30 protein-coding genes and 1 pseudogene are annotated in these 22,461 nt (G+C 56.9%); all 31 read right to left on the bottom strand.

Translation table 11 applies throughout. From position 1 onward, the window contains the following. Nucleotides 1-61: 61 nt before the first annotated feature. Complete coding sequence (locus PHU01S_RS07250) at nt 62-454, bottom strand: hypothetical protein (RefSeq protein WP_127506840.1); 393 nt, start codon at nt 452-454, stop codon at nt 62-64. Then, a complete protein-coding gene (locus PHU01S_RS07245; RefSeq protein ID WP_127506838.1) occupies nt 426-713 on the bottom strand; it encodes a hypothetical protein in 288 nt (95 codons plus the stop codon). Before PHU01S_RS07245 ends, PHU01S_RS07250 begins: the two co-directional genes overlap by 29 nt. Next, nucleotides 710-1,176, bottom strand: a pseudogene (locus PHU01S_RS07240) (class I SAM-dependent methyltransferase). The gene PHU01S_RS07245 and the pseudogene PHU01S_RS07240 overlap by 4 nt, the downstream one beginning before the upstream one ends. Then, on the bottom strand, nt 1,173-1,349 hold the full coding sequence (locus PHU01S_RS25665; protein WP_164763002.1) for a hypothetical protein: 177 nt from the start codon (nt 1,347-1,349) through the stop codon (nt 1,173-1,175). The pseudogene PHU01S_RS07240 and the gene PHU01S_RS25665 overlap by 4 nt, the downstream one beginning before the upstream one ends. A 558-nt stretch (nt 1,350-1,907) precedes the next feature. Beyond that, the gene (locus tag PHU01S_RS07235) at nt 1,908-2,180 is read right to left on the bottom strand and encodes a hypothetical protein (RefSeq protein WP_021877064.1); all 273 of its coding nucleotides are present in this window, start codon (nt 2,178-2,180) and stop codon (nt 1,908-1,910) included. A gap of 412 nt (nt 2,181-2,592) precedes the next feature. Then, nucleotides 2,593-2,784: a hypothetical protein gene (locus PHU01S_RS07230; RefSeq protein WP_021877061.1), complete on the bottom strand. Its 192-nt coding sequence runs from the start codon at nt 2,782-2,784 to the stop codon at nt 2,593-2,595. After that, nucleotides 2,781-3,092: a hypothetical protein gene (locus tag PHU01S_RS07225; RefSeq protein WP_021877060.1), complete on the bottom strand. Its 312-nt coding sequence runs from the start codon at nt 3,090-3,092 to the stop codon at nt 2,781-2,783. The genes PHU01S_RS07230 and PHU01S_RS07225 overlap by 4 nt, the downstream gene beginning before the upstream one ends. After that, nucleotides 3,089-3,286, bottom strand: a complete 198-nt coding sequence (locus PHU01S_RS07220; RefSeq protein WP_127506836.1) for a hypothetical protein — start codon at nt 3,284-3,286, stop codon at nt 3,089-3,091. The genes PHU01S_RS07225 and PHU01S_RS07220 overlap by 4 nt, the downstream gene beginning before the upstream one ends. Then, entirely contained in the window at nt 3,283-3,621 is a 339-nt protein-coding gene (locus PHU01S_RS07215) for a hypothetical protein (protein ID WP_021877058.1), read from the bottom strand. Before PHU01S_RS07215 ends, PHU01S_RS07220 begins: the two co-directional genes overlap by 4 nt. Beyond that, nucleotides 3,618-3,878: a hypothetical protein gene (locus PHU01S_RS07210; RefSeq protein ID WP_021877057.1), complete on the bottom strand. Its 261-nt coding sequence runs from the start codon at nt 3,876-3,878 to the stop codon at nt 3,618-3,620. Before PHU01S_RS07210 ends, PHU01S_RS07215 begins: the two co-directional genes overlap by 4 nt. Beyond that, nucleotides 3,878-4,291, bottom strand: a complete 414-nt coding sequence (locus PHU01S_RS07205; protein ID WP_021877056.1) for a hypothetical protein — start codon at nt 4,289-4,291, stop codon at nt 3,878-3,880. Before PHU01S_RS07205 ends, PHU01S_RS07210 begins: the two co-directional genes overlap by 1 nt. Next, nucleotides 4,284-4,859 (bottom strand): hypothetical protein, encoded by a 576-nt coding sequence (locus tag PHU01S_RS07200; RefSeq protein WP_127506834.1) that lies wholly within the window; start codon nt 4,857-4,859, stop codon nt 4,284-4,286. The genes PHU01S_RS07205 and PHU01S_RS07200 overlap by 8 nt, the downstream gene beginning before the upstream one ends. Before the next feature lie 21 nt (nt 4,860-4,880). Continuing rightward, complete coding sequence (locus tag PHU01S_RS07195) at nt 4,881-5,747, bottom strand: DUF3102 domain-containing protein (RefSeq protein WP_127506831.1); 867 nt, start codon at nt 5,745-5,747, stop codon at nt 4,881-4,883. A gap of 198 nt (nt 5,748-5,945) precedes the next feature. Further along, nucleotides 5,946-6,227: a helix-turn-helix domain-containing protein gene (locus PHU01S_RS07190; RefSeq protein ID WP_127506829.1), complete on the bottom strand. Its 282-nt coding sequence runs from the start codon at nt 6,225-6,227 to the stop codon at nt 5,946-5,948. A gap of 463 nt (nt 6,228-6,690) precedes the next feature. After that, nucleotides 6,691-7,506, bottom strand: a complete 816-nt coding sequence (spo0A, locus tag PHU01S_RS07185) for a sporulation transcription factor Spo0A (protein ID WP_048746286.1) — start codon at nt 7,504-7,506, stop codon at nt 6,691-6,693. A gap of 198 nt (nt 7,507-7,704) precedes the next feature. Then, on the bottom strand, nt 7,705-9,033 hold the full coding sequence (spoIVB, locus tag PHU01S_RS07180) for a SpoIVB peptidase (protein ID WP_048746284.1): 1,329 nt from the start codon (nt 9,031-9,033) through the stop codon (nt 7,705-7,707). A 120-nt stretch (nt 9,034-9,153) separates the two neighbouring features. Further along, a complete protein-coding gene (recN, locus tag PHU01S_RS07175; protein ID WP_049867194.1) occupies nt 9,154-10,854 on the bottom strand; it encodes a DNA repair protein RecN in 1,701 nt (566 codons plus the stop codon). A 33-nt stretch (nt 10,855-10,887) separates the two neighbouring features. Next, nucleotides 10,888-11,337: a transcriptional regulator AhrC/ArgR gene (gene ahrC, locus PHU01S_RS07170; RefSeq protein WP_021882313.1), complete on the bottom strand. Its 450-nt coding sequence runs from the start codon at nt 11,335-11,337 to the stop codon at nt 10,888-10,890. A 3-nt stretch (nt 11,338-11,340) separates the two neighbouring features. Further along, entirely contained in the window at nt 11,341-11,814 is a 474-nt protein-coding gene (locus tag PHU01S_RS07165) for a hypothetical protein (protein ID WP_232312998.1), read from the bottom strand. A 154-nt stretch (nt 11,815-11,968) separates the two neighbouring features. Further along, on the bottom strand, nt 11,969-12,808 hold the full coding sequence (locus PHU01S_RS07160) for a TlyA family RNA methyltransferase (protein ID WP_127506824.1): 840 nt from the start codon (nt 12,806-12,808) through the stop codon (nt 11,969-11,971). Between the two features lie 95 nt (nt 12,809-12,903). Next, a complete protein-coding gene (gene dxs / locus PHU01S_RS07155) occupies nt 12,904-14,799 on the bottom strand; it encodes a 1-deoxy-D-xylulose-5-phosphate synthase (RefSeq protein ID WP_048746895.1) in 1,896 nt (631 codons plus the stop codon). Between the two features lie 99 nt (nt 14,800-14,898). After that, nucleotides 14,899-15,810: a polyprenyl synthetase family protein gene (locus tag PHU01S_RS07150; RefSeq protein WP_048746893.1), complete on the bottom strand. Its 912-nt coding sequence runs from the start codon at nt 15,808-15,810 to the stop codon at nt 14,899-14,901. After that, nucleotides 15,807-16,070, bottom strand: a complete 264-nt coding sequence (xseB, locus tag PHU01S_RS07145; RefSeq protein ID WP_048746890.1) for an exodeoxyribonuclease VII small subunit — start codon at nt 16,068-16,070, stop codon at nt 15,807-15,809. Before xseB ends, PHU01S_RS07150 begins: the two co-directional genes overlap by 4 nt. A gap of 5 nt (nt 16,071-16,075) precedes the next feature. Next, nucleotides 16,076-17,425, bottom strand: coding sequence for an exodeoxyribonuclease VII large subunit (gene xseA / locus PHU01S_RS07140; RefSeq protein WP_048746889.1), 1,350 nt, complete (start codon nt 17,423-17,425; stop codon nt 16,076-16,078). 7 nt (nt 17,426-17,432) lie between these two features. Continuing rightward, a complete protein-coding gene (gene folD / locus PHU01S_RS07135) occupies nt 17,433-18,287 on the bottom strand; it encodes a bifunctional methylenetetrahydrofolate dehydrogenase/methenyltetrahydrofolate cyclohydrolase FolD (RefSeq protein ID WP_127506821.1) in 855 nt (284 codons plus the stop codon). Between the two features lie 75 nt (nt 18,288-18,362). Beyond that, nucleotides 18,363-18,809, bottom strand: coding sequence for a transcription antitermination factor NusB (nusB, locus tag PHU01S_RS07130; protein WP_048746884.1), 447 nt, complete (start codon nt 18,807-18,809; stop codon nt 18,363-18,365). Between the two features lie 126 nt (nt 18,810-18,935). Continuing rightward, nucleotides 18,936-19,166 carry a DUF2273 domain-containing protein gene (locus PHU01S_RS07125; RefSeq protein WP_021880410.1) on the bottom strand — a complete coding sequence of 77 codons (231 nt, stop codon included), beginning with the start codon at nt 19,164-19,166 and terminating at the stop codon, nt 18,936-18,938. A gap of 13 nt (nt 19,167-19,179) precedes the next feature. Further along, entirely contained in the window at nt 19,180-19,740 is a 561-nt protein-coding gene (gene amaP / locus PHU01S_RS07120) for an alkaline shock response membrane anchor protein AmaP (protein WP_127506820.1), read from the bottom strand. Between the two features lie 82 nt (nt 19,741-19,822). After that, entirely contained in the window at nt 19,823-20,230 is a 408-nt protein-coding gene (locus PHU01S_RS07115) for an Asp23/Gls24 family envelope stress response protein (RefSeq protein WP_021880408.1), read from the bottom strand. A gap of 113 nt (nt 20,231-20,343) precedes the next feature. Then, nucleotides 20,344-21,720, bottom strand: a complete 1,377-nt coding sequence (gene accC / locus PHU01S_RS07110; RefSeq protein ID WP_048746879.1) for an acetyl-CoA carboxylase biotin carboxylase subunit — start codon at nt 21,718-21,720, stop codon at nt 20,344-20,346. A 31-nt stretch (nt 21,721-21,751) separates the two neighbouring features. Continuing rightward, entirely contained in the window at nt 21,752-22,240 is a 489-nt protein-coding gene (gene accB / locus PHU01S_RS07105) for an acetyl-CoA carboxylase biotin carboxyl carrier protein (RefSeq protein WP_048746877.1), read from the bottom strand. Nucleotides 22,241-22,461: the final 221 nt, after the last annotated feature.

Here is a 22,461-nt window from a genome sequence, read left to right as displayed (position 1 = left end):
GTCTCGCGATGTGACAACTTGGCACGTTCTGAAACGTTTATGTGCCAATATCGCACGGTATTCAAAACCAATCGCGCAGCTCACCCGCCGTCATCCGTTCAGGCCGCGCCACCTCGGCCATAATCGCGTCGGACGCCTTGAGCGCGGGGATCACGGTGTTCAACCGGTACGCAACGCAGAAGCCCGCCGTCAATATCGGAAATTGCGGAGTCGGCCGGTAGACGCGGAAACACTCGTCAAAAGCGCGATGAAGCAACTCGGCGCCATGATCCGTTAATGCGCGCTTGATTAGCGCCTGTTCAAATTTCCAGTTTCGCATTGGCGCGTAATCCATTCCATAGAGTTCGTGCGTTTGGTCGATAAAATAAGCGTGAATTGTCGCGACATTCCAGTGCTCATACGGTAGGTCGCGCCATGCCTTACGGTCAATCTTCGGTTTCGTTGCGCGTGCCATCCGCTCCCTCCTTCGTCATATAATCGCGCCCACTCCACGCCGCATCGAGCTTGCGCGCCATATCACCGTAGGCCGCCGCCATGCCTTGTCGATATGCAGTCTTGGCCGCCTCGTAATCTGAGCGCGATTCAGCGTACTCCGTCAGGCTGCGGACGCCGGTGGATAGGGTGCGGTATTCTGGCGCGGGATAGCGTTCAGGTGCGACGGCTTCGCAACTGGCTCGGATAAATAGATATTCCGCTCGACTATTCGCTCTCATTCGTCGTCCTCCTTCATAAATACGAGCCAATGCGTCTTGTCGCGCTTGTTACCGAAAAGCGGGCGGAACTCAGTAACTCGCAGAATTTCGGCGAGCTTTCGTTCGGATCCTCGTTCCACTTGAATACAAGGACTCCATTCGGCTTTAATACGCGCATACATTCGCGAAACCCCTTCGCAATATCTTCGCGCCAGTCTTCGCCGAGCTTGCCGTATTTGAGCGCAAGCCACGATTTATCGCCTGCGCGGAGTAAGTGCGGCGGATCGAATACGACCAGATTGTACGACTCGTCATCGAACGGCATGTCTCGGAAGTCAGCTAAAATATCGGGGTCTACCGAAAGTACGCGTCCGTCGGATAATCGCGTCTCAATCTTCCGGATATCCATGAAGTCGACGTCATCGTGTTCGCGGTCGAACCAGAACATCCGGCTTCCACAGCAGGCGTCAAGTACCCGGCTCATTCTAACGTATCCCCTTCCATCATCCGCTCAGTCTTCGCGTCAATCCACGCATGAAGCGCTGTCCGGCAGACATCTCCGCAGACCGATTGCTCGCTCAGGATATCTACAAACCTAGTCGCGGTTCCGCATTCAATACATGGGCGTGGGCTGTCCGCAAGAATCACCGTATTCATCGCAGCGCCTCCCTTGCACGTTGTCCTTCGTCCCTTTCCATACTACTCGCGTATGTTCGGTACGCCCCCACTGTCACGGGATAATTCTCCGCATTTGCGTACCATTCCAGCGCCGCCCTCAACCGCGCGATCTCGTCTAATGCCGCGGGCCAGCCGGTGCGGGCTTCGGCGATGAATACTGCATTAGCCTCTGCTTCACTCGACTCGATTCGGTATGATCCTCCGGACGAGTAGATGCTATTGGCACCGCAAGATGCGATTGTTACGCCCTGCGGCCCCTTAACTGAATGTATACCGTTGTACTGACGGATGTAGGCAAACGGACCAGGCGTCGCAGCGTCACAGACCGCCCGATCGGCGGCAAAATTACGCTTGGTCATAACTACGCCCCTTCCGGACTTCCCGGTCCGAATTGTAATAACGTACCACTTACGATCGCGCCGAGAAGCCACCGCGGATTACCGGTATACGCCGTCAGTAGGAACGCGGCCGGAATCGCTAGGATAAGCGCCCACACAACCGCGAGGTATACTACGTCTTCGATTAAGTCACGTTTGGTCATTGCGCGCCCTCCTCGTCCCATATCAGAATTCCACCTCGGTAATCGTTGGCGTACTCTTCACCGAAGGCGTACGCAAGAATACAGAATTCCTCTTCGTCGCCGTATCGCCCAAGAGTGTGAGGGTCAAGCGATGCTGAGACGTCACCTGCAGCCGCCAACCGTTCGCGTACTTCTTGGGTGTTTTGAACCAGTATATATGCGTCGTCTCCTCCTTGTTGGTCGATAACTGGTAGGCTGTTCAATACGTCCAAAATAGCTTGCTTGCTCATAGTTTCAGTCTCCTCTCATTATTAGCCCCAACTGCTCCGCCGAGGCATCGGTTCAAATTCGTCATTCAGGCGGACGACGCGCTTCTCATACGCCCGGAACGTCTTGTGCAGTTTGCGACGGCTCCGCTTGCTCAGGCGGTCGAAGCACGGACGGCGAACGTAGTCATAGCGCGGGGATCGTTTCATACCCACACCGCATCATGAGCGGCATTTGCGAGCAGAACTTCGTTCCTCCAGCCGCCACCAGCGAATATGTCCGTGTAATGCTCGACGATGATGTTCGGCCGCTGTCCACGGTGGTGGAGTCCGCAGATCGCTTGCCCGTAGAAGACCGCCTGAATCTTCAGGACATCGCTTGCTAGCGGTAGGGTGGCGTTGAGAGCGTCCGCCTTTTCTCGCGTCTGGACTACGATTAGGACGTAATGCAGATTTCCCACTCTCCTTCGCGCTCGGCTTTCGTCATCTCAACGGATCGATGCGCTGCGGCAGCCGGTCCCATCAGCGTAATTGGCGCGAGCATGTCCGGCGTGATCCGGCGGTCGGTGATAGCGGAGATGATCGCATGGCCGCGGCTGGCGGCGTGGATGGCGGTTACTAGCGTCATATAACGCCGTCCCAACGGTCGAACGCGTCGAACGATTCATTGCGACGAGCGTCCGCATCTAGCCGCTCATCGACACGTTCTACAAGCGCCTTTGCCGTTTCAACTACGTCTATAACCGCACGCTCCCAGTAACGCGTGGACTCTTCGATAATACGAACGCTTTTCATTCGCCGGAAGGACTTTCGCTCCTCAAAACGGGCGACTTCGAAGTCGAGACTGTACGCTCCGAGGACGGCGTAATTCCGTTTGACCGTGACCTCGTATTGGCGCCCGCTTGGCGCTGTGACCGGGTATTTTCGTTTCTTCATCCGCCCCACCCCATTCCGGCGATAGTCGCGACGCACAGCGCGGCGATTGGCACGGCTACGGTCATGGTTACGAATCCTTTACGCGAAGCACTACCTTCGTCTCCGATCCAGTTTACGAAGCCGATCAACGCGGTACCTACGGCGAGAACCGTTACGACCCACGTAATTGTCGCGATGAACATTTCCCAGTTCATACGCTCACCTCCCGCTCAATCAGCGCGCTAAGCCGCTCGGCCTCCGCCTTATAAGCCGCGACCAGTCCCGCCAGTGTATCGACGCCCTCCGTATCAACGCGCAGGACGGCCGCCTGCACCGCCGCGACGAACCCGCGCGGAGATACCGGATAGTATCCGATGTCCAGCCACTTTTCGGATGTTGGCGGAATGGAACCGTCAGCCGGCGCCTTGTAACCGGGAGCTCGCGTAGGGTCGACGAGGTGGCGGCGCTTCAGCGTATAGTTGTGGTCGTCGAGTTCCAGGCGCAGGTCGGGCGAGATGGATACGATTTGCTTCGCTTTTTCTTGCGTCATACGTAACGCACCGCCCTTTCAAACGCTCGTTCTGCGCGATCCAAGCGGTCTGTCGCGTCCGCCATTGCCGCGTAAATCTGCGCCTTCTCGTTCGCGACCTTTTCGTATTGTGCCGCGAGCATGGCCGCCAGTTCCATCGCCTGAATGGCGAGATCAATCGAGACTTCCGTTACGCCATATGCGCGTTGCTGCTTGAGACGGCGGGCTTGGTCTTCCGCTTGTTGGCGAGCAAGAGCGCGGGCCTGTTGTTCCGTCATTACGCGTTCACCCCTTCGATTTTTACGCCGAGTTCGTTCAGCGTGTATTTGATGCCCTCTGCGAAACCTTTATCGCGCGAAAACTTCGTTGGATCTGCGAAAAACGTGCTATAAATTTTTCGCCTGTAGACTGCTCGAATGCGATCATGCGCGGCTTCCTCTGCCGTCTTCTCGATTTCGTATCCGTTGACCAGCGCGGCCAGCAGCGTTTCAGCGGCTTCTTTCGAGGACTTCGTATAATCACGCAAAATAGCTACGTCTGACGTACAGCTTCCGCCATCGGACGGCTGAATTAGCGCCAGACCAGCGATAATTGCGTAACCATGTCTTACGTGCAGGTTTTCGATGGCGGCGGCAACCCCGCGCGGAATCGTTGGAACTAGCGTAGTTTTGCGGCATGTTTCGTTAGACATTCGTCATTACCTCCTTCTTAGCTGAGCGTTTTGAAGTCTTGGCCGGCTTCATCTCCGCCTCAAGGCACTTCAAAAGATCGTCCCCACGGCCGGCTTTCAGAACTGTGTTAATTTTCGACGGGTGTTTAGCTTTCTTATAAAACACGTGAGAAGGGTACCCGACTACGTATCCGGTCTTCTGGCGGAGAATTTCGTACGCGTCATCCCATGCCCTAGATTCACGAATATTTCTTTCGCAATCCTTGTAGTCTCGATTACCTAACTGCCGAACTAATCGAGTAATATCCGCTCTTAACCTCTCCCACTCGACCGCGTATGCAGGAAGTTCTTCCTCTATAACTTCTGCTTTCTTTGATCTTGGGCGCCCTCTCTTCTTAGCGCGCTGTTCTTCTGATGACGTCTCCTCTTTGATTTGCACGCCCTCTGCGTCAGCCCAATTAAGAGCGCCCGTCCCTGAAATCAATGCAGAGAAAGACTGCGCGCCAAACGCTAGTCCCTCAGCGCCTTTTCCGAAAACGATAGCGAAATTACCCTCAGTAGTCCTAACCCCTTGAAATAAGACCTGCATCTCTACCACTCCTTTAGTTTTTTAGATTGCGCGATAGTCCGTTATATCAATTACGACAACCTTACCCTTCGGCGCCTCGCTCATAGCGCGCTCCATTCCGTCTACGAACGTCTTCAGAGCGTCCAGACTCGTTCGGTATGCGTCATATGCTTCGTCTGTGATGCCGGTGAACACCGACTTAAACGTCGTAAGATGCGCATACTCCATAAGAAACGACTGTGTGTCGTCGGCAAAGTGCGCTGCGGCACCGTCAACCTCCGTATGGTTCGAAATCCTCTCCGTCACCTCCCCGTCGATGTCTCCGTATCGCGCTTCATATCGCGCCAGGCGGTCACTTATAACCGGATCGGCTACGACTTCTGGCGGAATGGAGACACGTGCGTCTAAAGTGTCTCGTATGACTTCGTAATCATCTTCCGCTTTCTTACGCGCCTCTTCCGCCTTCTTTAATTCCGCCTTAACCTCTCGTAGCTCGCGGACTGTCATTTCGTCTACCGTTTTCGTCGCGCCAGATGACGGGATATTGTGCGGACGTTCGCGCTCTTCGGGGGGGAGCGTTGCAATTTCGTCAAGAACCCGCAACCCCAAATGTGTCCACGTGGACACATCGTCACCAAATTGCTCAACCACAGTTATTAACCGATGCGCGTGCCTCCGCTTAAAGTCGACATGACTTTCCAGCCACCGTATCCATCCGCCGCACGCCTCGCGCTGTCGTGCCAACTCGCGCTCATCTTCTTTATCTGCGTCAACCTTCGCGTCTCTAACGTCCTTTAACCGCCTCCCTATTTCGAATATCGCTTCGCCTGCAACGCGCTTATACGCATTAATTTCGGCTGTAATTACGTTAAGATCCGTTGACAACTTCGCTTCTATATTCGTAGTCATTTGGCGCGCTTCTCCTTTCCATTAGTTATTTTTCGCGATGAAAAATTGTCCGCTAGGAACGCTAGTGACGACGCGAAATGTTTATGGTTCTCGTTATTATGGTTCTTCTTACGTTGGTTCTTCTTAGTGTGACGGTAGCCGTGTGACGCGAGCCATGTGACGTTTGAAGGGGTGTATACATTGTATAGATCCTCGTTTTCATCCGCTGCCCATCCGCACGCCGCTCGCCGGCAGTATCGTATACACCGTGTTCGCCCACGTCTGTATCGTTGGATCGCGAGTCTTAACTGCCGTTACGATCGGTTCGCCATGCCAGCGGTATTTAAGAAGCGCGTTGACCCGCCTATTCGCCGTCTCTCGCGCCACGCCGAGCAACTCCGCTATCTTGTATTGGCTCGGATAGCAGCGGCCGTCAGCGTCCATAAACGAGGCGAGAACGAGTAGCGTCTGCAGCTTCTCCGCGCCCATATCTCGGACCATGCCGGAGCGCACCGCGTCAACGTAGAATTTAACGAATATGTCCGGTGCCTGCGGTCCGTCCGGCACTTGTCCCCGCCTCCTTCCGTTGTTATCGCGCCTCTTACCGTCAATGACGCCGCCCGTTCGAATGTAGTACACTCTGGCGCTAACTTTTTTCGCCCTCACTAACGATGACACCGCCCTCCTCCGATTTCGCACACTTTCGAACAAAAAAATAAGCGCCACCCCAACGAAGGGATGACGCTTATAAACGAGTTTAAGCGTAAGTATACGAACGTTCTCGTACATGCTACACTTAGTTTGCGCAGAATACGCCGATAAATACGCAGCCTACGGAGGTGAATCTTACCGTAGTTTGCGGGACTTCTACGCGACAGTTTATCGGAATCTCATCGTCCAATGACCGATAAATTCTCGCTTCACGACCGATCTCAGAGCGCTCTAGACCGCGCCACTACGCCAATTACGAGACCTTATGCTCGATCCGCAGCTTGTCCGCCACCATCGCGATGAACTCGGAGTTCGTCGGCTTCGACTTGCTGATGTTGATTGTGTAGCCGAACAAGTGGCTGATGCTGTCGATGTTGCCGCGTGTCCAGGCGACTTCGATCGCATGGCGAATAGCGCGCTCGACGCGGGAAGGAGTCGTTTTGAACTTTTCCGCAATGGCAGGATACAGCGTTTTGGTGATGGCGCCGAGAATTTCGATGTTGTTGTACACCATCGTGATGGCCTCGCGCAAATACTGATATCCTTTAATATGTGCAGGAACGCCGATTTCATGAATGATGCTGGTGATATTGGCGTCCAGATTTTTCCCTTTTGCAATCGGCACTACGTTGGACTTGATGACCGAAGATGCGGAGAACGAAGAGCCGGATGATGCCATGACCGCCGAATTGCCTACAAGCTGACGAACGCGGTTGGCCAGCATCTCCATGTCAAACGGTTTGAGGATATAATAGGATGCTCCCAGCTGTACGGCCTTTTGCGTGATGTTCTCTTGGCCGAAAGCTGTCAGCATGATAATTTTAGGCATCGGTTGAATTCCGGCCTCGCGCAGACGTTCCAATACGCCGAGACCATCAAGATGAGGCATGATGATGTCGAGAATAAGCACATCCGGAATACGTTCCATTTCGCTGAGCAAACGCAATACTTCTTCGCCATTGTAAGCGATGCCGGACACTTCCATATCATCCTGCTCCGATATGTACTCCGAAAGCAGGTTCGTAAATTCCCTATTGTCATCCGCTAACAAAACTTCAATTTTAGCCAAGATTGGTCCTCCTCCAAATTGAACTGAGATGGTCGGCTGCTCATTTTGCTCTTATAACGTTTCGACAGTTTCGATAGAATTCCTTCTGTCGAATATTATTTTTCTTTATTTTTCCTAACGATAAATGTATAATAATTATTTTACTACATTTAGCGACCCCGTTCCTTATCATTCGACAAAAACAGAGACCTCAAGGCATCAAGCTGCCTTAAGGTCTCTGTTCGAGGTTTGAAGAAGAACACCTGCGTCTTGAAGCATCCACTCGATAAAACATCCGTATCCGGAAGAAGGATCATTTACGAATACATGCGTCACCGCTCCGATCAGCTTGCCGTTCTGCATGATCGGACTTCCCGACATGCCTTGAACGATGCCGCCCGTCAAATCCAGTAGCCTTTTGTCTGTAACCTTGATGACCATGCCCTTAGTCGCCGGACTTTTCTGCCTGCTCACATGCGAAATCTCGACCTTGAACCGCTCGACCTTCTGTCCGCTCAGCACGGTCAGAATTTCGGCCGGCCCTTCGGCCACTTCTTCCGAAAAAGCGACTGGAACCGCTTCGGATTGATAGCTATGGCCGGGCATTTCTTTCATCTTGCCGAAGATGCCGAAAGGCGTATTGCGCTCAATGTTGCCAAGAATCTGGCTTTCGTTCACGAAATGGGCTCTTTTCTCCCCCGGTTCGCCGCTCAAGCTTTTGTTGATGGAAGTCACATTGGACTGTAGGATCTGGCCGTCCCCGACTTCAATGGCCGTGCCGGTATCCAGATCGGTAATGACATGTCCCAGAGCGCCATATACGCCTTGATCCGGCGCGTAGAACGTCAGCGTCCCTACGCCTGCAGCGGAATCGCGGATATAAAGCCCGATTCGCCAGGAGCGGTCATCCGCGTCGTAAGCCGGCTTAAGCTCGATGTCCATCATTTTTCCAGCCCTTTTGACTTTCAGTTTCATCGGTTCCTTGCTGACTCCGGCTGTCTCGGTAAATTCCGCGACCTGCTTGACTTCACGTACGCGCTTGCCGTTGATTTCCATGATCAAATCGCCCAAACGAATGCCTGCAAGCTCTCCAGGAGAAACTTTGGATTGCGGACTTTCCTTAACGAGATGATGGCCGACAACAAGAATGCCTGAGGATTTTACTTTGACTCCGATCGTCTGTCCTCCTGGAATGACCTTCAGATCGGGAACGACATCGACATGAACCGTCTTGAAGGGAATAGCGCCGAACAGCTTCAACGACATCGTGGCTTTGCCGGTTTCTTTGGAAGCGGCAATGGATATAGGCCGATTCAAATCAAGCGATTGCCTTCCTTCGGATTTTCCGTTCACATGAATGAGGTTGGAGTCCACGGTCATGTCCGCACGAACGGGCATGTTGTAATCCAGTCGTTTCATCTGCCCGGAGAATAATCGCAGCTCATTCGGGAATGAGGCATAATTCAGGAACGGACTGGAGATGCCGATCATGCAAACGAAGAATACAAGAACTAACCCGAACCACCGCTTCCGCTGGTTGGCGCTCAATGATCTCACGCTCCCTGTAGTTCCATCGCTTGACGAGAAAGGTAATCGCCAATTGCGTACCTATAAGGTACCCCGCCCCCCCTGATTTATGTCCGATAAAACATTCCCTGAATACCTTGATCAGGCCCCTTTTTGACGATCTGCCAGCACCAGCATTTCCTGTGCATGATGACGGGTTTTGTCCGTCACCTCTACGCCTCCGAGCATGCGGGCGAGCTCTTCGATTCGCTCGCGGTCGCTCAGCTCCTTGACGGATGTGACTGTCCTGTCGCGCACGACATCCTTGCTGATCTCATAATGGTAATCCGCCATGCAGGCGACTTGCGGCAGATGGGTGATCGAGAACACCTGGCATTTGCCGGATAATTGCGACATCTTTTCCGCTATTGCTTGCGCTGCCCTGCCGCTTACGCCGGTATCCACCTCATCGAAGATAAGTACGGGCACTTGATCGATCTCCGCGAAGATGCTTTTGAGCGCCAGCATGATTCTGGACATCTCGCCTCCGGAAGCGATTTTGCTGAGCGGCTTGAGCGGCTCTCCCGGGTTGGGAGCCAACAGGAAATCAGCTTCGTCGATGCCGTTGAGGCCGAGACGGTAGCCGTCGCCCTGCGGCTGTCTTTGCAGGGAAGCGCGGAAAACGGTTCGGCTCATGCCGAGATCCTTCAATTGAAGCTCGACCGATGCCGACAGCAGCTCAGCGGCGGCCAAGCGCTGCTGCGAGAGGCTTTCTCCAAGCGCCGACGCTTCCGCATGCGCGCTTTGGAGCGACGCCTCCAGCTGCCGGATATGCTCATCCCTGTTCTCGATCAGATCCGCTTCATGTTTAATTTTCTTGTAATAAGCCAGAATATCGGCAACGGTGTCGCCGTACTTGCGCCGTAGGCCGCCGATGACCGTAAGCCTGTCCTCGATGACGTCAAGCCGCTCCGGATCGCTCTGGACGGAATCGCGATAGCCTCGAAGCTGATGCGCAGCGTCTTCGGCTTGGTAGAACGCTCCCTTCAGCTGTTCCAGCAGCGGCTCCAGCACAGCCGAATCGTAAGCCTTGATGTCTTCAAGCTTAGCGATTGCCGAGCTGATGCCCTCAAGCGACCCGCCATCGAACAGCAGTCCGTATGCAGCCGATGCATGGGACATCAGCTTTTCCGAGTGCGAAAGCTTCTCCTTCTCTTCCTGCAGCTGATCCCATTCATCCTTCTTGAGCCCGGCGGAACGGATCTCCTGGAGCTGGAACTTGTAGAGGTCGAGCATCTGCATGTTGTGGCGGCTTGTATCCTGGGCGTTCTTGAGCGCCTGCCGGACTTCGCCGTAGCGGGAGAAGGCGGCCTGGTACTCGCGCTTCAAGCCGGCCACCTTCTCGCCTGCGAACAGGTCGAGCCATTCGAGATGATGCTCGCTCTTCAAAAGGGATTGATGCTCATGCTGGCCATGAACGTTGACCAGGCACTCTCCGACCTCGCGCAGCATCGTCAGATTCGCTATGCTGCCGTTGATCCGGCAAGAGCTCTTTCCTTGAGCGGAGAGCTCTCTGCGGATGATGAGCAGGTCCTCCGAGCTGCCCTGGAGCCCAAGCCGCTCGATCGCCCTCCATACCGGATGGCCGGCCGGAAGATCGAATGTCGCCTCCATCTCCGCCTTGTCGCATCCGTAACGGACCATATCCGACGATCCTCTGCCGCCGATCAAAAGAATGAGCGCATCGATCAAAATGGACTTCCCGGCCCCCGTCTCGCCGGTCAATACATGGAAACCATCATGGAAACCGACCGTGACTTCTTCAATAACGGCTAAATTGCGGATGGACAATTCGCGAAGCATAAAGACACACTCCTCGTTCCGTAAAAGTTGGTATTAGTTCATCATGCCGAGCAGCAGATCGACGATCTTGCTGCCGCCTTCTTTCTTGCGGCATATGATCAAAATCGTATCGTCGCCGGAAATCGTTCCCATGATCTCCGGCCATTCCATGCCGTCCAGCAGGGAAGCGATTCCGTTGGCTGTTCCGGGCAAGCACTTCATGACGACCAGATTGTCAGCCTGATCCACCCCGAGGAAGTTGTCCAGCATGGAACGCTTGAGCTTGTTGACGGGTACGAAGCGCTGCTCCTGCGGCAATGAATACTTGTACCTGCCGTCCTCGGCAGGCACCTTGATGAGCTGCAGCTCCTTGATATCCCTCGACACGGTTGCCTGGGTCACCTGCAGCCCGGTCGCTCGCAGGGCTTCCACCAGCTCGTCCTGGGTTTCGATGACGCTCCTGCCGATGATCTCCCTGATCTTGACATGACGAAGACCTTTCATCCCTTATGCCTCCCTTGTTCTTGGCCTCTTGGTATCTTCTAAATCGAACTTGACCGTTCTTATCGAGCGCTCCGCCGGATCCACGACCAGAATGCCTTCCAGCTCCGGCATCAGCAGGCTGAAAACCAGCAGCCGATCGCGCAGGCCGCTGCCCGTCCAATCCATAGGCTGGCGCTCGCGGCTGATCTTAACCGCGTACATAAGTCCATCACATTCCGCCACATAATCGATGTAGAGGCGGCTGTACAATTCCTGACCGTCCAATTCCACGGCGATAGGAACCTTGTGCTTGCCGGACAACACTTCATATCCCCGTGATTCCAGAAAGAGCACATGGGCATCGTCAGGTTCAAGCAGTTCTCCTCTTCCCAGCACAAGCCGCTTCATTCCTCGCGGCTGATGGAGCCAATTGTAGAAGGCGCGGTACCCCCAATAGACGATTAGCAGAGCTGCCGCAACCATGACGAACAGATCCACGATCTTCCCTCCTCCCGCAAGCGGCGGTGAGGGATGAATTCGATTTTTCTGCCGCATTTCCTTCATGGAGAGTGAGAATTATCCCCGAACATTTGTTTGTTGTTTCCAGAATACCAGAACATGCGTTTGTCTGTAAAGTGGGGCTGGAAGAAATTTATTTGCCCGTGCCGAATCTCTCCCCGGCTTCCTGGACGACTTGGGCGATCTGCTCGCTCGACCATCCGGCCGCTCCTTCAACGTCCATTTCCCCGCCGCCGGCCCGCTTCCAGCGCGCCAGAAACTCAATGTTGCCCTCTCCGCCGGTTATCGGCGAATACGTCAGGCCGACGAGAGCGAAGCCGGATGCGTCCGCAGCTTCCAGCACCGAATGCAGCACTTCCCTGTGCACGGAAGGCTCCCGGACGATGCCCGCTTTGCCGACCTTCTCGCGGCCGGCTTCGAACTGAGGCTTGATCAGCGCCACGACATCGGCTCCGGCAGCCAGCAGCTGCGACAGCGGAGGCAGGATGAGCTTGAGGGAAATGAAGGATACATCGATGGAAGCGAAATCCGGCCGGGCTCCCTGGATGTCCTCGGGAGTCATGAAACGGAAATTGACCCTTTCCATCACGGTCACTCTCGAGTCCTGGCGAAGCGACCAATCGAGCTGATTGTACCCGACGTCGATCGCATAGACGTGCCCGGCTCCATGCTGAAGCGCGCAGTCCGTGAACCCTCCTGTCGAAGCCCCGATATCGAGCATCGTGCGGCCGGCGAGATCAAGCCCGAATTCACGGATCGCCTTCTCCAGCTTCAGACCTCCGCGGCTGACGTAAGGATGGACGCTTCCCTTGACTTTGATATCGGATTCGCGGTCCACCTTCATCCCGCTCTTGTCCACCGGTTCGTTGTCCACCAGCACAAGGCCGGCCATCAGAGCCGCCTTCGCCTTTTCCCTGCTCGGGAAAAATCCCAGCTCCACGAGCAGCACATCGATTCGTTCTTTGGAAGACATCGCTTTCTCCTCTGCTTGTTATGATTATGGGCTCGCATTCGTTTCCCTGACCAAAAAAATGGCCTGCAGCGTGAGAACGCCGCAGGCCATTGCCGTCATAGCTGGTTCGTCGCCCGCTTGCGCTTCGGCTGCAGTCCCAAGACCTCGGCCGCCAGACGCTCCGGCGTCAACCCTACTTCCGCGCGCTGCTCCTCAATGGAAGCATGCTCAATGAATTCATCCGGTATGCCGATCAGCCGGACCTGGACGCCCGTGCGCCCGCTCAAGGCATAATGCTCCAGCACGGCGCTTCCAAGCCCTCCCTGGAGCGAGCCTTCCTCCATGACGAGAAGCGGAATGCCCTCATCCGCCAAGGAATCAAGCATGGCGTGATCCAGAGGCTTGATGAAGCGGGCATTGACCACGCGAAGGGAAAGACCTTCCCGCTTCAGAAGCTCGGCGGCTTTTTCCGCTGCCTGGACCATCGGTCCGACCGCAATGACCGCCGCCGACTCGCCTGCGCGGACCGTCTCCCAGGTGCCGATCGGAATCGGCGTCATGAAGGGATCCATCTCGACTCCCGTTCCGTTCACCCTCGGATAGCGGATCGCGATCGGGCCTTCGTTGTAATCGACGGCCGTTTTCATCATGTTGCGAAGCTCGTTCTCATCCTTGGGCATCATCAGCACCATGTTCGGAATATGGCGCAGGTAGGCGATATCGTACACGCCGTGATGCGTCTCGCCGTCCGGACCGACAAAGCCCGCCCTGTCGATGGCGAAAATGACATTCGCGTTCTGCCTGCAAATATCATGGACGACTTGGTCGTAGGCGCGCTGCAGGAAGGTGGAGTACACGGCATACACCGGCTTCATCCCTTCCATGGCCATCGCCGCCGACATCGTCGCCGCATGCTGCTCCGCAATGCCGACGTCGATCATCCTGCCGGGGAAGCGCGCCGCGAACTTCATCAGCCCGGATCCTGCCGGCATCGCCGGAGTGACCGCCACGATGCGCTCGTCGCGCTCGGCCAGCTCGATGAGCGCATCGCCGAACACCTCGGTATACATCGGCGGTCCGACCGCCTTGAGCATTTGGCCGGATTCGATCTTGTACGGAGAAGCCCCGTGCCATTTGAACGAATCGTTCTCGGCCGGCGTATAGCCTTTGCCCTTGACGGTAACGACATGCACGAGAACCGGTCCCTGCACGTTGCCCGCCTGCTGCAGCACATCCAGCAGCTGGCCCATGTCGTGGCCGTCGACCGGACCGAGATAATGGAATCCGAACTGCTCGAACAGGATGCCGCTCATCAGCAAATATTTGACGCTGTCCTTGAACCGCTCCGCCGTCTTCGCCAGCTTGCCGCCGATCGCGGGGACTTTCTGGAGAAGGGATTGCAGCTCTTCCTTCGCTTTCTGGTAATGCCGGTCCGTGCGGATCCGGCCGAGATACTGATGCATCGCTCCGACATTCGGGGCGATCGACATCTCGTTGTCATTCAGGATGACGATCAGGTTTTTCTTTTCGTGGCCGATATGGTTCATCGCTTCGAGCGCCATGCCGCCGGTAAGGGCGCCGTCGCCGATGACCGCGACGACCTTGTTGCTGCCGCCTTGCAGATCCCGCGCCAGCGCCATGCCCATTGCGGCCGAGAGGGAGGTGCTGCTGTGGCCTGCCTCCCATACGTCATGCTCGCTTTCGCTGCGCTTGATGAAGCCGCACAACCCGCCCTGCTGGCGCAGGCTGTCGAAGCGGTCCATGCGGCCGGTCAGGATCTTGTGGACGTAAGACTGGTGTCCGACGTCGAACAGGAACTTGTCTTCCGGACTGTTGAACAAATAGTGGAGCGCAAGAGTCAATTCGACGACGCCAAGGTTGGGGGCCAGATGCCCGCCGGTCGCCGACAGCTTGCGGATAAGGAATTCGCGGATTTCGGCCGCGAGCTGATCCAGCTCCGGCAAGGCCAGCTTCTTGAGATCTTGAGGTCCGTTGAGGTTGTCAAGCAGCACGATAAGGTTCCTCGCTTTCCTGAGCGGGTATCGATCGCCGCTCCGTCAATACACATTATTCACCATTATATCATACAAAACGACACGAACCCAGCAAGGTCAGCGGTCCCGCTTCAACAGGTAGTCCGCCATTTCCAGCAGCCTTGCCGGCTTCGCCAGCCCGGCGCGGCCAAGAGCCTCCTTGGCGTCGCTTGTCAGCTGCTCCATCAAGCGGCGGCTTTCATCCATGCCGATCAGGAAAGGATACGTGACCTTGCCTGCGGCCGTGTCGCTGTTTGTTTTCTTACCCATTTTTTGCTCGTCGCCGATCAGGTCGAGAATATCGTCCTGGATCTGGAACGCGAGCCCGATGTTTCGACCGAACAGGCCCAGATGCTTCAAAGCCTCTTCGCCGGCGCCCCCGAGGCGCGCTCCGGCGAGAATGGAAAATACGATCAAATCGCTGGTTTTGTGCTCATGGATATATTCAAGCTCCTTAAGCGTCGTTACCCCTTGCTCGCCCTTCATATCGGCCGCCTGCCCGCCAACCATTCCTGCTGCGCCGGAGAGCCGCGCCAGATCGGCGGTTATGTCCAGCAGTACGCCCGGATCCGCTCCCTTGCTTCTGGCCTCTGCCGTCAAATAGAAAGCATGCGTGAGGAGGGCGTCGCCGGCCAGAATCGCCATGGCTTCGCCGTAGACCCGATGGTTGGTCGGCTTGCCGCGCCGAAAGTCGTCGTTGTCCATGGCCGGAAGATCGTCATGGATGAGCGAATACGTATGGATAAGCTCTACCGCGCATGCTACGGACAGCGCAGCCTCCTGGTCGCGCGCATCTCCGCGGGCCGCCTCCGAGGCAGCCAGCACGAGCACGGGACGAATCCGCTTGCCTCCGGCAGAGAGGGAGTAAGCCATGGATTCGCGAAGCGTGCCCGGCACATCCCATGAAGGAGGCAGGCTGGCCGCAAGCGCTTCTTCCACCCGCAAGGCCGATGCCGACAAATACTCCTTGAACGTCGTCGTATCGATCACAGGACATCCTCCCGATCGTTCTGGGCAGCCGAGAAAGGCTGGGTCTGGAATTCGGACCCCGACTCCAGCAGCGTTTCAATCCGTTTCTCCACTTGCTCCAGCTTCCCTCCGCACAATTGGGACAGCTTCATCCCTTCCTGGAACAGGTCGATCGCCGTTTCCAGCGGAACGTCCCCGCCTTCTAGACGATCGACGATCGATTCCAGCTTCTCCATCGCTTCCTCGAAGCTCATGGCCGGTTCCTGATTTTCAGCCTTCATGCGGCTCACTCCTCCTCTATCGCCCATACATGGCACTGTGCTTTTCCGTCCTGAAGCTTCACCCGGACCATATCGCCCGGCGACAGCTCCTTGACGGAACGGATGATGCGGTTCTCGCTCTCGTCGAACACAAGGCCGTAACCCCGGGCCATGACCTTGAGCGGGCTGAGCGAGTCGAGCTGCCTGACGGCAGCTGCGGCCTGGCCGCGCTTGTCCTTGACGGCCATGCGCACCGCCTTCTCCAGCCTCGCCTTCGTCCGGCCCAGCTGCTTGGCGGCAGCGGCCGCCCTTCCGCTGGGATCATGCGCCTGCAGAACTTTGCGCAGCCGGAGCAGCCTGTCCCCGGCTTTGTCGGGCTGGCGGCGGATCTTCTCCTCCAGACGCTCCCTCAGCCGGTCGAGCCGCTGCGCCTGGTCGAGCAGATATCGGCGCGGATGGACGAAGTAGGGCGATCTCCTTGCCCGAAGCAGCCGCTCCTTGCGGCTGCCGACCGCGCTTCGGGCCGCTGCGGCGAGGCGCTGGTTCAGCCTTCCCAAATACTCCCCAATCTCCGCCATATTGGGCGCAGCCAGCTCTGCGGCGGCCGTCGGCGTAGCCGCGCGCTTGTCGGCTACGAAATCCGCAATGGTGAAATCGGTCTCATGTCCGACCGCTGAAATGACCGGGATGGCGGAGGCCGAAATCGCACGGGCTACGGACTCCTCGTTGAACGCCCATAATTCCTCGAGCGAGCCGCCGCCGCGGCCGACGATGAGGACATCCGCCTGTCCATGGCGATTGAAGGCCTCGATGCCCTTCACGATGGACGGGGCAGCGGCTTTCCCCTGCACAAGCGCCGGATAGACAAGAATCGCCGCGGCAGGATATCTGCGCCGCAGCGTAATGATCACGTCCCGGATCGCCGCTCCTGTAGGAGAAGTAACGACTCCGACGACAGCCGGATACCGGGGAAGCGCCCGCTTCCGTTCTTCGCGGAACAGGCCCTCCTCCTCCAGCCTTGCCTTCAGCTGCTCGAAGGCCAAGTACAGGCTTCCAAGTCCGTCCGGCTGCATGGAGGTTGCATAGAATTGATAATTGCCGTCTCGTTCGTACACGGAAATGTTGCCGCGGGCGATGACTTTGGCTCCCTCTTTGGGAATGAAGGGGAGCCGCTGGTTATGGCTGGCGAACATGATGCATTTGAGCCGGCTGTCCTTGTCCTTGAGCGTAAAATACATATGCCCGCTGGAGTGGTGGGTGAAGTTGGAAATTTCGCCGCGCAGCCAAACATCGCCAAGCAGCCTGTCGCCTTCCAGCTTCATCCGGATATACCGGTTCAGTTCTTTGATGGAATAAATCCGCGGTGTATCGGCCATCGGCTGGTCACACTCCCGCCGCTCGCCGAGCAGCCTTCAGCGTGTTGTGCATCAGCATGGCGATCGTCATCGGTCCTACGCCGCCAGGCACGGGAGTGACCGCCCCGGCCGCCGGAAGGCAAGCCTCGTAATCGACATCGCCAGCAAGCTTGCCGTTGTCGAGCCGGTTGACGCCGACGTCGATGACGACGGCTCCAGGCTTAATGCAGCCGGGCCCGATCGCCTTGGGCTTGCCGATGGCCACGACGAGAATATCCGCGGTGGACGCGATCGCCTCCAGATTCTCCGTTCGGGAATGGCAGACGGTCACGGTCGCATTCTCGCGGAGCAGCAGCATGGCGACCGGCTTGCCGACGATATTGCTGCGTCCGATTACGACGGCATGCTTGCCTGCGATCTCATGGCCGCTGCGCTTGATCAGCTCGATGATGCCTGCAGGCGTGCAGGGCAGCAGGCTTTCGTCTCCGATGACGAGATTGCCCGTGCTTTGCGGGCTGAAGCCGTCCACATCCTTCTCGACGCTGATCGCGTCGATGACCGCTTTCTCCGCTATATGCGGAGGAAGCGGCAGTTGGACCAGAATGCCATGGATCAACTCGTTCCGGTTGAGCTGGCCGACCAGCTCCAGAAGCTCTTCCTGGGTCGTCCGCCCAGGCAAGCGATGGACCTCGGAGTGGAAGCCCATTTCCGCGCAAGTCTTTTCCTTGCTGCCCACATACACGGCCGAAGCAGGATCGTCTCCGACGAGAATTACCGCCAGTCCCGGCACGATGCCGGAAGCCCTCAGCTTCTCCGCCTCCAGCTTCACTTCCGAACGAACTTCTCCCGCTATGCGCTTTCCGTCAATGACTTGTGCACTCACGCGCCGATCTCTCCCCTCGGTTGTTTGGCTCGTCAAGCCGTCATGCCTAGGCGGCCCGACCGTTCGCAAACTTCCTTACTCGGTCTTCAGCTTGTCCAGCTCCGCAATCAGCCGTCCCAGCACGCCGTTGACGAACTTGCCGGACTCGTCCGTCCCGAAATGCTTGGACAGCTCGATCGCTTCATTGACCGCCGCCTTGGGCGGAACGTCCGTCCGGAAAACGAGCTCGTAGCAGGCAAGCCTGAGCACCTGAAGATCGACGCGGGAAAGCCTCTCCACCTGCCAGCCGGTCAAATACTGCTGAAGCATGCCGTCGATGGCCGCCTTGCGCTCGATGACGCCTTGGATGAGCTCCTTCGCAAAACCGCCGGTCTCGCCTTCCTCCATCTTGTCCGCGCCGATTTCGTTCTCCTGGCGTGCCTCTTCAAGAAGCATGACGACGGCTTCCTCCGCCGTCACTTCGTTCATTTCCATCTGGTACAACCCTTGTACCGCTATTTGACGCGCTAACCTTCGTTTCATAATGCCTCCTGAGCAAGAAATGACTTTGTATGGAATCCCCCAAAAATACCTATGATCTCCTCCCTGCTCCGAAAAGCCCCGCTTGGAAGAGGCTTGCTGTCCGGAGTACGGAGGAGACCACAGTAATCAGCGATATCGCTGGAAACGTTCTCCCAGCCATTCGGCCAGGCGTCTCCACGGAAACAGCGGTTCCCCGCCGGTATCCTTGCGGTAGCCGGCTGTATATCCGGCCCACAGCAGCAGGGCGACGAACAGCATGTCCCAAAAACCGGATATCAAAAAGATAATGCCCAGGAACAGCGACGCGGCGACGCCGACAGCCCGTCCTCCGTATCGTTCCCACCATTCTCTCCACATGGTTGCCTGCCTCCTATTCTACGCGGCTCTTGAAAGAAGGAGACGAGATGACATTGGCGACGAAAACGGAGACGGCCGCAACCGGAATGCCCGTGATTTCCTCCACATGATCCTTGACCGCCCGCTGAATCTCCTCCGTCAGATGAGGTATCGACGTCTCGCCGTCCACGACCGCGCGCACCGCGATATCCAGGCCGGATTCCGCCGTCGTGATTCGGGCTTTGAGATCCTTGACGCCGCGCTGCCTTCCGGCTGCCTTGAGCACGAGATTCTCTACGGTCTCGATCGAGATCCGGATGTCGCCGAAGTCGTTGCGTTGATCGATGGACGAAGAGCTGCTTCCCTTGACGCGGATGGAGACGAAGAACAGCCGGAGGCCGATGAGCAGCAGGACGACGGATACGATGATGACAGCGATGTTCACGGACGTCCCGATCTTCATCCAATCGGCCAGAAAGCTCGAGGCGGAGTCCTTGCCGACTCCTCCAGTGCCGATTGCGATCGCGAGCACGCACAAAATCAAGACGGCCAGGGAAAATAAAAACAGAAGAAGACGATCAACAATTCGGCTCAACCAGATGCTCCTCCTCATAAAGCGGAATAAACCCCCTTGCGCCGAGCGGCAGCCCAATCACAAGGGGGTGACGGTTCCTTATTTATTTGACTCTTAGGGCAGAGTCCTCTTCAACAGGGCTTTCGCCGGATTTGAAGTAGACGTCATGAATATGTACGTTTACTTCAACGACGATAAGTCCCGTCATCATCTCGATCGACTTTTTGACATTGCGCTGGATTTCGGCTGCGATCTCGGGAATCGGATTGCCGTATTCCACGATGATGGACACGTCGACAGCCGCTTCCTTGTGCCCGACCTCGACCTTGACGCCCTTGGACAAGTTCTTGCGTCCGAGCAGTTCGGCGATGCCGCCCGCAAGTCCGCCGCTCATGCCGGCCACGCCTTCGACCTCGATCGTCGCAAGGCCTGCGATGACCTCAATGACTTCCGGCGCGATCTGGATCGTGCCGATGTCCGTTTTCTCGTAATCCGCTGCCATGATGCTCATGTGCCTTGACGCACCTCCCGCTTGATGATAGGTGTCCTCCGGTCCGCAACCGGAGGCTCATCCGATTCATATTCCTATACTATAGCATTCCACGGGTTTTATGACAAACGGATTCAGGCATCCGCAGCTTCGTCGCCGTAGGGCTTGTTCACGTCGTAATCCTCGAGGAACTTGATGTCGAAGCTGCCGCCAAGGAAAATCGGATGCTCGAGAAGCTTCAGATGGAACGGAATCGTCGTTTTGATGCCTTCGATCGCGAATTCGGACAGCGCGCGCTTCATCCGGCTGACCGCTTCCTGGCGGGTCGGCGCCCAGACAATCAGCTTGGCGATCATGGAATCGTAATGCGGCGAGATCGTGTAGCCGGGATAGGCGGAGCTGTCGACGCGGACGCCGATGCCGCCAGGCGGCAGGTAAAAGCCGATCTTGCCGGGCGAAGGCATGAAGCCGCGCTCGGAATCCTCGGCGTTGATCCGGCATTCGATCGCCCAGCCGTCGATGCGGAGATCCTCTTGGCGGATCGACAGCGGATTGCCTTCCGACACGGAGATCATTTCCTTGATCAGGTCGACGCCCGTGATCATCTCGGTTACAGGATGCTCGACCTGAATCCTCGTGTTCATCTCCATGAAGTAGAACTGTCCGTCGGGACCGAGCAGGAATTCAAGCGTGCCGGCGCCGCAATACTCGACGGCGAGAGCCGCGCGCACGGCCGCCTGTCCCATCCGTTCCCGGAGCTCCGGGCTTAGAACCGGACAAGGCGCTTCCTCGACGAGCTTCTGGCGGCGGCGCTGCACGGAGCAGTCCCGCTCGAACAGATGGACGGCATTGCCGTGACGGTCGGCCATGATCTGGATTTCCACATGCTTCATGCCGGTGAGGTACTTCTCCAGGTAGACGCCTGCGTTGCCGAAAGCCTTCTGGGCTTCCTGCTGGGCGGTCGTGATCTGCTGGATCAGCGTGTCCTCGTCCTCGGCGATCCGGATGCCCTTGCCTCCGCCCCCTGCCGTCGCCTTGATGATGACGGGGTATCCGATTCCTCTGGCGACGCGGATGGCGTCGTCCAGATCCTCGATCAGGCCGTCCGAACCGGGAATGATCGGCACGCGGGCATCCTTCATCGTCTGCTTCGCCATCGCCTTGTCGCCCATTCTCGTAATGGCGGAAGGCGAAGGGCCGATGAACGTGATGTTGCAGGATTCGCAGATCTCCGCGAAGTCCGCGTTCTCGGCAAGGAAGCCGTAGCCCGGATGGATGGCGTCGCACTCGGTCAGGGTCGCCACGCTCATGATGTTGGTCAGATTCAAGTAGCTGTCCTTGGACAGCGTCGGCCCGATGCAGTACGCTTCGTCGGCCAGGCGGACATGCAGCGATTCGCGGTCCGCCTCGGAATATACAGCCACGGTGGCGATGCCGAGTTCCCGGCACGCCCTGATGATCCGCACGGCGATCTCGCCGCGGTTGGCAATGAGGATCTTCTGGAATTTCAAAGCGATCTGTCTCCTTCCTCGGAACCTGTCATTACTCCGGACGGACGCGGAACAGCGGCTGGCCGTATTCCACCAGCTGGCCGTTCTCGACGAGAACCTCGACGATTTCGCCGCGCACTTCGGCTTCCAGCTCGTTCATCAGCTTCATCGCCTCCAGAATGCAGACGACGCTCTTGTCGCTGACCTTGCTGCCGACGGTCACATATGGAGGGTTGTCCGGGGAAGAGGAGGTGTAGAAAGTGCCTACCATCGGAGACACGATATTGTGGAGCTTCTCTCCTTCATTCGCAGAGCCCGCGGATGCGTCCGGCGCAGCCTGAACGGCTGCGGCAGCAGGCTGCGGCGTCATTTGCGGCTGGGTATATGTAGGAATTTGGGGCGCGCTTTGATAAACGACCGTTTCCGCTTTGCCGGGCTTGCGGATCAGCAGGCGGGTTCCTTCGTTCTCGATTTCAAGTTCCTGCACGGAAGTTTGGTCGATCAGTTTGATCAGTTCTTTGATTTCGCTAAGCTTGAACATGTAATTCACTCCTTAGGGCGGGTACGGGGATCGGAATAACCCCTGGCTCTAATTGCTTGCCGGACGGAACTGCGGGGCTGAGCCCTCCATGCGGCCATGACGTAGTGTATTATAGCACAAGCCCTATTCGAACACGAGAGGTCAATCGCCAGGCATCGATGCTTCCCTGCCGCAAACAAAAAGAAGGCTTCCCGGAACGATCCGGAAAGCCTTCTTTCGCT

This window comes from Paenibacillus humicus NBRC 102415 (assembly GCF_004000905.1).
Taxonomy (GTDB): domain Bacteria; phylum Bacillota; class Bacilli; order Paenibacillales; family Paenibacillaceae; genus Paenibacillus_O; species Paenibacillus_O humicus.
This window is presented reverse-complemented; position numbering and strand designations above follow the sequence as displayed.